A 13,376-nucleotide genomic window follows, 5' to 3' on the forward strand; every position below is an offset into this window, starting at 1 on the left:
CCGACGCCGGCGGCGAGGCTCGTTCCCCTCCGGGGCAAGCCCCGGCTTGCCCGGCGGCCGAGGCCGGCCGGGCCGCGATGCTCACTCCTCCGGCGGCAGCGCGCGCGGACGACCGTCCTTGTCGATGGCGACGAAGGTGAACACGGCCTCGGTGACCTTGGTGGTCTCCTCGCTCTCGCGGGCGCGGCGCCAGGCCTCCACCTCGATGCGCATGGAGGTGCGCCCCGCCTTCGCCAGGCGGCCGAACAGGCTCACCTCGTCACCCACCAGCACCGGCGAAAGAAAGCTCATGGCCTCCACCGCCACCGTCGCGGCACGGCCGCGCGAGCGACGGGCCGCCACGTTGCCGGCGGCAAGGTCCATCTGAGACATCAGCCAGCCGCCGAAGATATCCCCGCTCGGATTGGTATCGGCCGGCATGGCGATGGTGCGAATGACCGGAATGCCGTCGGGCATCTTCGACTCTTTATCGTACATCCTCGTTTCTCCAACGGCCCGGGCCGGTCATGCCGCGACCGCCCCGGCGCCCGCCCCCGCTTAGACAAAAACTGCGGTCCACACACCCAAATTTGATCCAGCTCAGAGAATCGATGCGGGATCTGTGGTTCCTTGCACTTGTCCATGTCTTTTCGGGGCAGACAGGGCATGGATCACCGGCTCCGCCCGGCTGTGTGGGCGGAGCCGGTATCTTCTCTTTTCATCATTCTCTCTCAAGCTCGATTATTGCATATCTGCGTACCGTTCCATGCCGGACCGGGGCGCTGCCCGGTCGTGCTTGCCAGGAGAGTCCCGCCATGCGGCCGTCCCCCAAAGCTCTTCATCTCCCTAAAGCTGCGCGCCGCGCTCTGGTCGCGCGCGCCCGGCACGCCACCGCGCGGGTGGCCGCCGGCATCGGCCTTTCCCTGGCGGCGCTCGGCACGCTGGCCCCAGTCGTTGCGCAGGCCTGCACGCGCGCGGTCTATCTGGGCGGCGAAGGGGTCGTGATCACCGGCCGCAACATGGACTGGTCGGAGGACATGCGCTCCAATCTGTGGGCGTTCCCGGCCGGCATTGAGCGCAATGGCGCGGCGGGCGCCAACACGCCCAAATGGGTGTCCAAATACGGCAGCATCACCGCCTCGGGCTATGATGTGGGCACTGCCGACGGCATGAACGAAAAGGGGCTTGCGGCCAATCTGCTGTATCTGGCCGAGTCCGAATACGCCAAGCCCGATGGCCGCCCGGCGCTCTCCATCAGCCTGTGGGCGCAATATGTGCTCGACAATTTCGCCACCGTGAACGAGGCGGTGGAGGCGCTTTCCAAGGAACCGTTCGTGGTGGTCACCGCGGTGCTGCCCAATGGCCGGGCCGCACAGCTCCACCTCGCCATTTCCGACGCCTCCGGCGACAGCGCCATCTTCGAGTATCTGGGCGGCAAGCTGGTGATCCACCACGGGCGCCAGTATCAGGTGATGACCAATTCACCGTCCTACGACCAGCAGCTCGCCCTCAATGCCTATTGGGAAGAGATCGGCGGCACGGTGTTCCTGCCCGGCACCTTCAGGGCCGCCGACCGCTTCGCCCGCGCGAGCTTCCTCATTAAGGCCCTGCCCACCAAGGCGGAGCCGGCCATCATCACCGCCGTGCCGGACCACTCCTATGCCAATCAGGCGGTGGGCAGCGTCGCCAGCGTGATGCGCGCGGTCAGCGTGCCGCTGGGCTTTATCGAGCCCGGCTCGCCCAACATCGCCTCAACCATCTGGCGCACGGTGGCCGATCAGAAGAATCGCGTCTATTTCTTCGATTCCGCGACCAGCCCCAACACCTTCTGGGTGCCCATCGAGGATCTGGACCTGAAGCCCGGAGCGCCCGTCCGCAAGCTGCCGCTGACCGGTGGCAGGTTCTATTCCGGCAATGCCGCCAAAGCCTTCGAGCCGGCCACCTCATTCACCTTCCTGCCGGTGGATGTGAAATAGCAGCGCCAGCGCGCGGCACCTTCAGAAAACGGCGGCGGCGCATTGACTTTCGCGCGCCGCCTCCTTATCGAAACGCCTTCGCGTGGGCGATTGCGCCCGCACTCCGAAACCGACCGAAAGAAGCCCACCCTCCGGGTTCACTGGAGAGGCGCGGCTGAACACGAAAGCGAGACAGAATGTTCGCGGTCATCAAGGCAAACGGCAAGCAGTATCGCGTTGCCGCCGCCGATGAAATCACCATCGATCACCTCGAGGCCGAGGTGGGTGCCGTCTTCACCTTCCCCGTGCTGATGCTGGGTGGCAAGGTCACCGCCGTGGGCAAGCCCCACGTGGATGGCGCCATGGTCACCGGCGAGGTGGTCGAGCACACCCGCGGTGACAAGGTCATCGCCTTCAAGAAGCGCCGCCGGCAGAACTCCCGTCGCAAGCGCGGCTTCCGCGCCGACCTGACCGTGGTGCGCATCACCGAGATTTCCGGCCTGGGCGAGAGCGTCAAGGCCGAGGCCAAAACCGCAGGCGCGCCGGCCCCCGAGGCCGCCGCTGGCGCCTGATCTGAACGAGGAGAGCAACAATGGCTCATAAAAAGGCAGGCGGCTCGTCCCGTAACGGTCGCGATTCAGAGAGCAAGCGCCTTGGCGTGAAGAAGTTCGGTGGCCAGGCGGTCATTCCGGGCAACATCATCGTGCGCCAGCGCGGCACCAAATGGCATCCCGGCACCAATGTGGGTATCGGCAAGGACCATACCCTGTTCGCCCTTGTGCCCGGCAAGGTCGAGTTCCGCACCAAAGCCAACGACCGAACCTATGTATCGGTCGTTCCCGCCGCCGCCGAGGCGGCTGAGTAAGCCGGCGAGACCGCATAAATGCAGGATCCCGCCGGTCTCGTCGAACCGGTGGGAGTCTCTGTCAGGCCCCTGAAGCGCCAAAGCTGATCGAAAGATCCGGCGCCTCACGGACTGGGCTCCGAACGAACCGGGGAGACGGGACGTCTTCCCGGTTTTCGTTTGTCCAGCCGACAGGAGCCCGTCATGACCATCGTCGAGCCGCCCCACGAGAGACCTCTCGCGGAGTCCAGTATCCCCGTCCTCGAAACCGATCGGCTGGTGCTCCGCGCGCCGCGCATCGAGGACGCATATGCCATCGCGGAGCTCGCCAACAATCGCAAGATCGCGGAAATGACCGCGAACCTGCCCTTTCCCTATCGCGCCTCCGATGCCCACGCCTTCGTCGAGAGCCTCGGCGCCACGCCCCATGCGGCCACCTTCGCACTGCTGCTGAAGCGCGAGGGACATCTGGAATTTGCCGGCATGTGCGGGTTCGGGCGCCGACCCGGCGAGACCCTTCCGGAGCTCGGCTACTGGGTCGGCGAGCCCTTCTGGGGGCTCGGCATCGCCACCGAGGCGGCACGCGCGGTCATTGACTACGTCTTCTCCCAGACTGATATCGAAGCCCTTTCCGGCGCCGCGCGCGTGGTCAACCCCGCTTCGCGGCGGGTGCTGGAGAAGTGCGGCTTTCAGTGGTGCGGGGTCGGCCTGTGCCAGGTGCGCGCGCTCGGCGCCTCCGTGCCCGTGGACCGCTTCCAGCTCGACCGGCGCACCTGGGCCTCTTTGCGGGCCTGGGGTTCCACCCTCCTGCCGCACCTGCGCGCCGCCACCCATTGAGGGCTGGAGCCCGTGAGCTTGCCTCACGGGCTTGCCTCATCGGAGCGCCTCATGGGGCTGCTTCATGGGCGTGCCTCAGGTCCGCGCGGGACTTGGCCGGCCCGGCCGTCCCCGGTCGATGACTAGGACCGCTGCTCCGGATTGAAGTGGCCGCACCGCTCCCGGAACGGCCTGCCGCGATCGTCCCCGCGGGTTCGCTGGATCGCATTCTTCCCCTACGGCAGAGCTTGCCTTGCGGCGCCGCAAGCGCCATCACACGGCGAACCGATCGCAGGGGGCCGCCGCCATGAGCAAGCACCACCATCACGACCTTCCCTATCGCCCATGCGTGGGCCTGTGCGTTTTCAACGGGGCCGGCAAGGTCTTCGTCGGCCGCCGCCTCGGCGGGCCGGAGCATGTGGACGCCACCCACTCCTGGCAGTTGCCCCAAGGTGGCATCGACAAGGGCGAAGACCCCTTCGACGCCGCCTTGCGTGAGCTCTATGAGGAAACCTCCATGCGCTCCGTGCTGAAGCTGGGCGAGGTGGAGGACTGGTTGTCCTATGACCTGCCGGGCCGCATTGCCGGTGAGGCCTGGAAAGGCAAGTATCGCGGGCAGACACAGAAGTGGTTTGCGCTGCGCTTCACGGGTGTCGATGGGGAAATCAACATCTCCACCCCCGGTGGCGGCATCCACAAGCCGGAATTCATGGACTGGCGCTGGGAGGATCTCGACCAGATCACCGATCTCGTCATCCCGTTCAAGCGGCCGGTCTATGAAGAGGTGGTGAAGAACTTCCGCCGCTTCGCGAGCCTCTAAAGCCGCCGCGCGGCGCCCCCGGCGGGGCGGCTCTAGGGCACCCCCGCCGCCTTCAGCTCCGCCACCTTTTGCGCCACGAAGTCGAGCCGGTCCTGGCCGAAATAAAGCTCGCCATCCACCACATAGGACGGCGAGCCGAACACGCCGGCCTCGATGGCGGCGGCAGTGTTGCGCTCCACCTGCTCCGCCGCTTCCACCGTATCGGACAAGGTCGCGAGCCGGGGCCCGTCGAGCCCGACTTCTTGAGCCAAGGCGATGAGATTGTCGCGTTCGGAGATCTGCATGTCACGCGCCCACACGGCCGACAGGCAGGCGCCGATGAAATCCGCCGGATCCATGCCGGCCTTCTGCGCCGCGGCGATGAAGCGGCACGCCGGCAGCGTATCCGTGGGCCAGAAGGCGGGCTCGGTGTTGATGGGAATGGCGGCGCGCTTGGCCCAGCGCACGATATCCAGCTTGCGATAGGCGTTGCGCTGGGGTGACTGCTTGGCCGGTGCGGTCGAGCCGCCGGCCGCGAACACCTTCAAAATGTCCACCGGCCGCCAGAGGATGCTGGCGCCCGCCGTCCGCGCGATGTCCCTCAGCCGCGCGTGCCCCAGATAGGCATAGCCGGATTGCGGGCTGAAATAGCAGATGATCTCGGGCACGAGCGGATTCCTTTTTGCAGCATCGGGCGCGGGCGTTCGAGCGGGCCCGAATGGACCCCGCCAGCCTCGCGCGAAATGCCGCCGCGCTCAAGAATCAGCTTCGCCCAAGACCTCTTCGGCGGCAAAGCCATAGGTGCGGCCGCAGAATTCGCAGGTCACGGTGACCCGGCCATCATCCTGCACCATGCCGCGCCGCTCCTCATCGGTGAAGGAGGCGAGCACCCCGGCCACGCGCTCGCGCGAGCAGGAGCAATGGGCGCCGATGGCCAGGGGCTCGAACACCCGCACCCCGCGCTCGTGGAACAGACGGTAGAGCAGACGCTCGGTGGAGAGCTCCTTATCGAGCAGCTCCACGTCCTCCAAGGTCCCCATCAGCGAGCGCGCCTCGACCCAGGCGTCGTCCTCGTCGAGGGTGTGTGGCGCAGTGCCCTCGGGCGCGTCACCGGGCGGCATGTCGGCCATGCGGGCGCGCGAGGCATCGTCGGGCAGGAACTGAGCCAGGAGCCCGCCCGCCCGCCAGGACGAGGCCTGGCCGCCGGGGCGCAACTCCTCGCCCACGGCCAGGCGCACCTGCGTGGGGATCTGCTCCGACTGCCGGAAATATTCGTGGGCCGCCGCCTCCAGCCCCTCGCCGTCCAGCGCCACCACGCCCTGATAGCGGTTGGCGGAGATGCCCTGATCGATGGTCATGGCCAGATGGCCGCGCCCCAGAAGGGCAGCCGGAGAGGTGTCGTTGCGCTTTTCCGCCTCGGCCAGGGCATCCTTGTCGTAGCGGGCGTAGGCGCGGATCTTATCGGGGCTGACGAAGTCGGCCACCACCATGTCCACCGGGCCGTCGGTCTGGGTCTGGAGGATGAAGCGGCCCTCGAACTTCAGGGACGAGCCCAGCAGCACCGCCAGCGCCACCGCCTCACCCACCACGCGCTTCACCGCGGCGGGGTAATCGTGGTGCACCAGCAGCGCATCAAGGGTGGAGCCCAGCCGCACGGCACGGCCGCGCAGGTCCAGCGCATCCACCTGAAAGGCGGTGACGATGTCATCCTGCGCCTCCTGGCGGGCGCTGCGCGAGCGCTCGGAACTCATGCGCTCCTCCTCATCGTGGTTCGGCGTCTTCCAGCGATACGCGATACCGGGTCGCACGAAGGCTGCATCGACGCAAGGAGCCGGCAAGCCGGGGAGCCCGGCGAGCCTTGTCGAAGACCGACGGCTTCGATACCGGCCGCGCGCACCCTATCACGGGCGCCCGACGGCCGGCCACCGGGCCGCCGAAGGCATCATCCGGCGGTGTGGAAGCACCAGGCCAGAATGCCCTTCTGGGCGTGCAGGCGATTTTCCGCCTCGTCGAACACCACGGACTGCGGGCCGTCCATCACCTCGCTGGTCACCTCCTCCCCGCGATGAGCGGGCAGGCAGTGCATGAAGATGGCGTCCTTGTGGGCGCGAGCCATCAGCGAGCCATTGACCTGGTATGGCTTCAGCAGATTGTGGCGGCGCTCAGCCTCCTTATCGCCCATGGAAACCCAGGTGTCGGTGAGCACGCAATCCGCGCCCTCCACCGCCTCTTCCGGGTCACGCATGAAGGTGACCTTGGCCTTGGTGCGCTTCACGAAGTCCTTCAGCGCCTGGCGCGGGCCCAGCTCCTTCGGCGTCGCCACCTTCATGGTGAAGTCGAAGCGCTCGGCCGCGTGGACCCAGGACGCCAGCACATTGTTGGCGTCACCGGTCCAGGCCACCTGGCTGCCCTGGATGGAGCCGCGATGCTCCTCGAAGGTCATCACGTCCGCCATCACCTGGCAGGGATGGGAAATGCGCGTGAGGCCATTGATGACCGGCACGGTGGCATAATCGGCCAGCTCCATGAGGTCATCATGATCCAGGATCCGGATCATGATGGCGTCCACGAAGCGGGAGAGCACACGCGCCGTGTCGGCGATGGTCTCGCCACGCCCGAGCTGCATCTCGTGGCCGGTGAGCATGATGGTCTCGCCGCCGAGCTGGCGCATGGCCAGGTCGAACGAGACGCGGGTGCGGGTGGAGGGCTTGTCGAACACCATGGCCAGCGACTTGCCGACGAGGGGACGATCTTCCGCCCCCGCCTTGCGCTTGGCCTTCAGGTCCTTGGACAATTCCAGCACCTTGCGCAGCTCGTCCGCCGGGATTTCCGACAAATCGAGGAAATGGCGCACACCGTTCTCCGTCATTCCGCTGCCCCCTTGGCCGGAGCGGGCGCGAGAGCCTGCTCCAGCCGCACACATGCGGCCTCGATCTTTTCCACTGCCAGGTCCGCCTCTTCCGCCGAAACGATGAGAGGCGGCAGGAGCCGCACCACATTGTCGGAGGCGCCGGGGGCCAGAAGTCCCTCTTCCCGCAGCGCCACCACCAGATCGCCGGCCGGCACCTGGGCCTTCACGCCCAGGAGCAGCCCCTTGCCACGCACCTCCGCGAGCACGCGCGGATGACGCGCCACCAACTGCCCCAGCTTCTCCTTGAGCCGGGCGGAGATGGTGTTCACATGGTCGAAGAACCCTTCGGCCAGAACAAGATCGAGCACCGCATTGCCCACCGCCATGGCGAGCGGGTTGCCGCCATAGGTGGACCCGTGGGTGCCCAGCGTCATGCCCTTGGCGGCCGCCTCGGTGGCCAGGCACGCACCCATGGGGAAGCCGCCGCCGATGCCCTTCGCCACCGCCATGATGTCCGGCGTGATGCCTTCCCACTCATGGGCGAAGAGCTTGCCGGTGCGGCCCACGCCGCACTGCACCTCATCGAGGACCAGCAGCAGGCCCTTTTCATCGCACAAGGCGCGCAGGCCCTTCAGGAAGCCTTCGGGCGGAACGCGCACGCCGCCCTCGCCCTGCACCGGTTCCAGCAGCACGGCACCGGTATAGGGGGTCACGGCCGCGCGCACGGCATCGAGGTCCCCGAACGGCACCTGATCGAAGCCCGGCAGAGCCGGCTCGAAACCTTCCAGATACTTGGCGTTGCCGCCCGCGGCGATGGTCGCCAGGGTGCGGCCATGGAACGCGCCCTGGAAGGTGATGATCCGGTTCTTCTCCGGATCGCCGTTCGCGAACTGGTATTTGCGCGCCATCTTAATGGCGCACTCCAGCGCTTCCGCACCCGAATTGGTGAAGAACATGGTGTCCGCGAAGGTCGCGGCGGAAAGGCGCGAAGCCAGCTTCTCGCCGCCGGGAATGCGGAACAGGTTCGAGGTGTGCCAGAGCTTCTTCGCCTGCCCGGCCAATGCCTCGACCAGATAGGGATGGGCGTGGCCCAGCACGTTCACCGCGATGCCGGCGGTAAAATCGAGAAAACGTCGCCCGTCCGTCGTGACGAGCCAGCAGCCCTCTCCCCGTTCGAAATCGAGGTCGATGCGCGCATAGGTCGGCAGAACGGCGGTGATCACGTGATCCTCCTGAGAACGAGCCTTGATCCGGCAACATTACCGGCCAAAGACGACGTCTCCGTTGCTGGTTGTGAGCCAAAATCCAACGCGAATGCACTTTTCGCGCGGGAGATCAGCCGGTGAATGCTCCGGAAGATGGAGCGAACGCGCGCTTGAGCCGTGGAAGCGCCGCAATGACGGACCAGAAGAACCGCCATCGCCTTCGCGGCGCAGGCCCCGGACAAGCGAGAATTAAAAAGGGCCGCCCCAGCGGGGGAGCGGCCCGACACCCGTGAATACTAATGATCGCGCGCGCGAGGTCAACATTTCTCCACGCATCTTCCGCCGGGCAGGCGCTCACGGCGCGCAGCGGCGGGCGGACGCCAAGGAACTGGGGAAAACGGCGTCAGAACGTTAACCGACTCTGTCGCTCGCGCAGGGCATATTGTAGCGTGCTGACCGTCGCCTACGAGATCTCGTGCGACTGAGCTTCCTGGGACCCATAGGTTGTTAACCTTCTGCATGCGGAGCGCATGTGGGGCCGAGGAGGGAGTCCGAGTCGTCTCTGGCAGCATGGCGGTGCTGCCGCCACGGCGGAAATACGGTGCCGCATATCCGGCGCCGAGAAGATGCGGCAGATGGAGAAGAGCGATGAGCTGGAATGACGAGCGCGTCGAACTCTTGAAGAAGCTCTGGAGCGAAGGCCTCTCCGCGAGCCAGATTGCCAATGAGCTGGGTGACATCACGCGCAATGCCGTGATCGGCAAGGTGCATCGCCTCGGCCTGTCCGGCCGCGCCAAGACGGCGACGCCGGCGGTGCGCCCGCAGCGCCCGGCGGCGCGGCCCGAGGGCCAGCGCGAGCAGCCCCGGCCCCAGCGCCCGATCACCCAGGGCAACACGGCCCTTGCGGCAGATATCGACGACATGCCGGAGGAGGCACCCGCCCCCGCGCCGGCGCCTGAAACCAACAGCAACGTCGTCCCCATGGGCCAGCGCTGCACCATCATGAACCTGACCGAGAGCACCTGCCGCTGGCCGGTGGGAGAGCCAGGCACCGACAGCTTCTATTTCTGCGGTGCCAAGAGCAATCCGGGCATGCCCTATTGCACCCATCACGCCCGCATCGCCTACCAGCCGGTGCAGGATCGTCGGCGCGATCGCCGGCTTGCCTATCTGTGAGCCTCCCATACGGCGCCTGCCCTTCGGGCGGGCGCCGCTGGTTTCGGGATCTTGAAGGCTTGGCTGCGTCCGGACTTCGCCGGGCCTAAATCCAGCAAAGCGCGGCGCCTGCCGAGGCGGCCGGCCACCAGCACCACTTTTGACGGCCAGTGAAAAGCGCAGTGTTTGTTGCCGCATGAGGCGCCGGCATTCACATCAAAGCGCCAGCGCAGCCGGCAACATCTCCGGACTTTTGCGCATTTTGGTCTTTCGACGCGCCGGATACAGTCTCGCGGGCGGAATACACTCCCGAGCGTTTCTCGGACTTGCGACACAGCTCTAAATCAATGATTTAAAGCGCACCCTCGCGCGGCGCGCACGTTTCGTCGCGCGAAACACCTCTGACGCCGTCCCCTGCCAAAGCAGGGAAGACGTGTCGCAGCGCTCAGTGGGCGCGGGCAAACATCTCGTTGAACGAGTAGCCAGCTCCGCGCACGGTTCGGATGGGGTCGGATTGGCGCCCGCGATTGATCGCCTTGCGCAGCCGCCCCACATGCACATCGACGGTCCGCTCGTCGATATAGACATCCTGTCCCCACACGCCGTCCAGAAGCTGCTCACGCGAGAACACCCGGCCGGGGCTCTGCATGAGAAATTCCAGCAGCCGGAACTCGGTGGGGCCCAGATGCACTTCCCGCCCGGCGCGGTGGACACGATGGGTTTCCCGATCGAGCTCGATGTCGCCGGCACGCAGCAGCGTCGCCACATGTTCCGGCTTCGCCCGCCGCAGCAGCGCGCGCACCCGGGCCAGCAGCTCCGGAACGGAGAAGGGCTTCACCACATAATCGTCCGCGCCGGTGGCGAGGCCACGCACGCGCTCGGTTTCCTCGCCACGGGCGGTGAGCATGATGACCGGCAGACGCTCCGTCTCCGGCCGGGTCCGCAGCCGGCGGCAGAGCTCGATGCCAGACAGGCCCGGCAGCATCCAATCCAGGATGACGAGATCGGGCACGCTTTCGCGCAGCCGCGTTTCGGCATCATCGCCGCGGCCGACATTTTCGACCGCATAGCCCTCCGACTCCAGATTATACCGGAGCAGAAGGGTGAGCGGCTCCTCATCCTCGACGATCAGAATACGCGCCGGCACAGTCTCTCACCCATGTCGAACATTCGGTCGCCGGGCGCCATTCCCGCGACACCGGACCGACGGCGGAGCCAGGGCCCCGCCGCCGAGCTCAAACTCACGCCGTGCGGCCAGGAAAGGCCACGGTGGTGTCGCTGGAGGCGTCCGCCTTCGGGCGGCTCTCCGGCAACACCTGACCGGTCACCATGTAGTAGACGACCTCGGCGATATTGGTCGCATGGTCACCCATGCGCTCGATATTCTTCGCGCAGAACAGGAGATGCGTGCACACGGAGATGTTGCGCGGATCTTCCATCATGTACGTCAGAAGCTCGCGGAACAGCGACGTGTACATGGTGTCGATGGCGTCGTCGCGGCCCCACACGTCGAGCGCCTTGCTCTCGTTGCGGCCCGCATAGGCGTCCAGCACCTCCTTGAGCTGCTCCAGCACCAGGTCAGACATGTGCTCCACGCCACGCACCAGCTTCTGGGGGTGATATTCCCCCTCGATGGCGATGACGCGCTTGCCCACGTTCTTGGCCAGGTCGCCGATGCGCTCCAGGTCGTTGGCGATGCGGATTGCGGCGACGATCTCGCGCAGGTCGCTGGCCACCGGCTGGCGCTTGGCGATGACGAGCACCGCCTTGTCCTCGATGTCGCGCTGCACCTGGTCGATGCCGGCGTCGAGGGAGACCACCTTCTGGGCGACGCTGATGTCGCGCTTGATGAGGGCGGTGACGGCGTCGGCGACCAGGCGCTCCGCCTGGCCTCCCATCTCCACGACCTTGCGGCCGATGTCCTTGAGTTCGACGTCGAACGAGGTGACGGTATGATCGGGCATCTGTACCATTCCCCTGGCCTCAGCCGAAGCGGCCGGTGATGTAGTCACGCGTCTTGATTTCCTTCGGGTTCGTGAAGATCACGTCCGAAGGCGCCACCTCGATCAGCTCGCCCAGATAGAAGAAGGCGGTGATGTCGGCGCAGCGCGCGGCCTGCTGCATGTTGTGGGTCACGATGACGATGGTGAAGTCGCGCTTCAGCTCGTCGATGAGGTCCTCGATCTTCGAGGTGGAAATGGGGTCCAGCGCCGAGGTGGGCTCGTCCAGCAGGATCACCTCGGGCCGCACCGCGATGGTGCGGGCGATGCACAGGCGCTGCTGCTGGCCGCCGGACATGCCGAGCGCGGAGGTGTTGAGGCGATCCTTCGTCTCGTCCCAGATGGCCGCCTTACGCAGGCACCATTCCACACGCTCGTCCATCTGCGACTTGTTCAGCCTCTCATGCAGGCGCACGCCGAAGGCGATGTTGTCATAGATGGACATGGGGAAGGGCGTGGGCTTCTGGAACACCATGCCGATGCGGCTGCGCACCACCGTGGAATCCAGCTCCTTGCCGACGATGTTCACGCCGTCGAACAGCACCTGGCCTTCCGCGCGCTGGCCCGGATAAAGGTCATACATCCGGTTGAACACGCGCAGCAGCGTGGACTTGCCGCAACCGGAAGGCCCGATCATGGCGGTGACGCGCTTTTCGGGAATTTCGAAGTTGATGTTCTTCAGCGCATGGCTCTGGCCATAGTAGAACTGAAGACCTTCCACCTTCAATTTCACCGGCGCGGGCGGCGCATCGGGCCGGGCCGCGACCGAGGTGGCGATGCTGATGGACGGATCGACCGCAGACGTCATCTGAGCCTCACTAGATTTGGGTCGCCCGGGGGCAGCCGGGCTTGGGTCCTGTGCGGCCCGGCACCAAGGGCGCCGGGCGGAAGAGCGGGGCGCATCGCGCAGGTGACGCGCCCGTGTTCGTTCAATGGCCGCGCGACAGCACGAGGCGCGAGACGACGTTCAGCACCAGCACGCCCACGGTGATGATGAGCGCACCCGCCCAGGCGAGAGCCACCCAATCATCGAAGGGGCTGCCGGCATATTGATAGATCGCGACCGGCAGGCTCGCCATGGGGCTGTTGAGGTCCAGCGACCAGGCATTGTTGCCGAGCGAGGTGAACAGCAGCGGCGCCGTCTCGCCGGCCGCGCGGGCGATGGCGAGCAGCAGGCCGGTGACGATGCCGGCGCGCGCCGCGCGCCAGGTGATGAACATCACCACCTTCCACTGCGGGGCACCGAGGGCGAATGCCGCCTCGCGCAGGCCAACGGGGACCAGGTTCAGCATGTCCTCGGTCGTGCGCACCACCACCGGGATCACCAGGATGGCGAGGGCAAGCGAGCCGGCCCAGCCGGAGAAGCCACCCAACGGCACCACCAGCAGGGTGTAGATGAACAGGCCGACTAGGATGGACGGCGCCGACAGCAGGATGTCGTTCACGAACCGGGCGGCCGCGGCGATCTTCGTGCCCTTGCCGTTCTCGGCGAGGAAGGTACCGGCAAAGATGCCGATGGGCGCGCCGATCAGCATGGCGATGCCCACCTGGATCAGCGACCCGACGATGGCATTGGCGAGGCCGCCATTCTGCCCGGGCGGGGCGGTGACATTGGTGAACACCGAGAAGCTGAGCGCCGGCAGACCGCGGGCGAGCAGCGTCCAGAGAATCCAGCCGAGCAGGAACAGCGCGAGAAACGCGAAGCCGGTCGAGAGCGCCTTCACGACGGCGTCCTTGGAGCGGCGAGCGGCGAGCGATGCCATGGGTGACGA

General features: G+C 66.4%; 15 protein-coding genes. 6 read left to right on the forward strand and 9 right to left on the reverse strand.

Annotated features, from left to right (window positions below; all coding sequences use genetic code 11):
• Window positions 1-81 precede the first annotated feature (81 nt).
• Window positions 82-477: an acyl-CoA thioesterase gene (locus tag V5F26_RS02165; protein ID WP_234051191.1), complete on the reverse strand. Its 396-nt coding sequence runs from the start codon at window positions 475-477 to the stop codon at window positions 82-84.
• Window positions 478-794: 317 nt separating this feature from the next.
• On the opposite strand from V5F26_RS02165, the gene V5F26_RS02170 reads away from it, so the two are divergent.
• From V5F26_RS02170 to V5F26_RS02190, 5 genes are all read left to right on the forward strand, one after another.
• Window positions 795-1,955, forward strand: coding sequence for a linear amide C-N hydrolase (locus V5F26_RS02170; protein WP_394947613.1), 1,161 nt, complete (start codon window positions 795-797; stop codon window positions 1,953-1,955).
• A gap of 176 nt (window positions 1,956-2,131) precedes the next feature.
• A complete protein-coding gene (rplU, locus tag V5F26_RS02175) occupies window positions 2,132-2,506 on the forward strand; it encodes a 50S ribosomal protein L21 (RefSeq protein WP_234051193.1) in 375 nt (124 codons plus the stop codon).
• A 20-nt stretch (window positions 2,507-2,526) separates the two neighbouring features.
• Window positions 2,527-2,799, forward strand: coding sequence for a 50S ribosomal protein L27 (rpmA, locus tag V5F26_RS02180; protein WP_234051194.1), 273 nt, complete (start codon window positions 2,527-2,529; stop codon window positions 2,797-2,799).
• A gap of 183 nt (window positions 2,800-2,982) precedes the next feature.
• Window positions 2,983-3,615 carry a GNAT family N-acetyltransferase gene (locus V5F26_RS02185; protein ID WP_394947614.1) on the forward strand — a complete coding sequence of 211 codons (633 nt, stop codon included), beginning with the start codon at window positions 2,983-2,985 and terminating at the stop codon, window positions 3,613-3,615.
• Between the two features lie 286 nt (window positions 3,616-3,901).
• Complete coding sequence (locus tag V5F26_RS02190) at window positions 3,902-4,414, forward strand: RNA pyrophosphohydrolase (RefSeq protein WP_394059182.1); 513 nt, start codon at window positions 3,902-3,904, stop codon at window positions 4,412-4,414.
• Window positions 4,415-4,446: 32 nt separating this feature from the next.
• Here the strand turns inward: V5F26_RS02190 and V5F26_RS02195 are convergent, their stop codons facing one another.
• From V5F26_RS02195 to V5F26_RS02210, 4 genes are all read right to left on the reverse strand, one after another.
• On the reverse strand, window positions 4,447-5,061 hold the full coding sequence (locus V5F26_RS02195; protein ID WP_394947615.1) for a 2-hydroxychromene-2-carboxylate isomerase: 615 nt from the start codon (window positions 5,059-5,061) through the stop codon (window positions 4,447-4,449).
• Window positions 5,062-5,148: 87 nt separating this feature from the next.
• Window positions 5,149-6,144, reverse strand: a complete 996-nt coding sequence (locus V5F26_RS02200; protein ID WP_234051198.1) for an Hsp33 family molecular chaperone — start codon at window positions 6,142-6,144, stop codon at window positions 5,149-5,151.
• Window positions 6,145-6,335: 191 nt separating this feature from the next.
• Window positions 6,336-7,262 carry an ornithine carbamoyltransferase gene (gene argF / locus V5F26_RS02205; RefSeq protein WP_234051199.1) on the reverse strand — a complete coding sequence of 309 codons (927 nt, stop codon included), beginning with the start codon at window positions 7,260-7,262 and terminating at the stop codon, window positions 6,336-6,338.
• Window positions 7,259-8,467 carry an aspartate aminotransferase family protein gene (locus V5F26_RS02210; protein WP_394947616.1) on the reverse strand — a complete coding sequence of 403 codons (1,209 nt, stop codon included), beginning with the start codon at window positions 8,465-8,467 and terminating at the stop codon, window positions 7,259-7,261. The genes argF and V5F26_RS02210 overlap by 4 nt, the downstream gene beginning before the upstream one ends.
• A 630-nt stretch (window positions 8,468-9,097) precedes the next feature.
• Here V5F26_RS02210 and V5F26_RS02215 point away from each other — a divergent pair.
• Window positions 9,098-9,625 (forward strand): GcrA family cell cycle regulator, encoded by a 528-nt coding sequence (locus V5F26_RS02215; RefSeq protein WP_234051201.1) that lies wholly within the window; start codon window positions 9,098-9,100, stop codon window positions 9,623-9,625.
• A gap of 424 nt (window positions 9,626-10,049) precedes the next feature.
• Here the strand turns inward: V5F26_RS02215 and phoB are convergent, their stop codons facing one another.
• From phoB to pstA, 4 genes are all read right to left on the reverse strand, one after another.
• Window positions 10,050-10,751: a phosphate regulon transcriptional regulator PhoB gene (gene phoB / locus V5F26_RS02220; RefSeq protein ID WP_234051202.1), complete on the reverse strand. Its 702-nt coding sequence runs from the start codon at window positions 10,749-10,751 to the stop codon at window positions 10,050-10,052.
• A 94-nt stretch (window positions 10,752-10,845) separates the two neighbouring features.
• Window positions 10,846-11,568, reverse strand: coding sequence for a phosphate signaling complex protein PhoU (phoU, locus tag V5F26_RS02225; protein WP_234051203.1), 723 nt, complete (start codon window positions 11,566-11,568; stop codon window positions 10,846-10,848).
• Between the two features lie 19 nt (window positions 11,569-11,587).
• Window positions 11,588-12,412, reverse strand: coding sequence for a phosphate ABC transporter ATP-binding protein PstB (gene pstB / locus V5F26_RS02230; RefSeq protein ID WP_234051204.1), 825 nt, complete (start codon window positions 12,410-12,412; stop codon window positions 11,588-11,590).
• A 121-nt stretch (window positions 12,413-12,533) separates the two neighbouring features.
• Entirely contained in the window at window positions 12,534-13,367 is an 834-nt protein-coding gene (pstA, locus tag V5F26_RS02235) for a phosphate ABC transporter permease PstA (RefSeq protein ID WP_234051205.1), read from the reverse strand.
• Window positions 13,368-13,376: the final 9 nt, after the last annotated feature.

The sequence above is a fragment of the Xanthobacter variabilis genome, from assembly GCF_043831965.2.
Classification (GTDB): Bacteria; Pseudomonadota; Alphaproteobacteria; order Rhizobiales; family Xanthobacteraceae; genus Xanthobacter.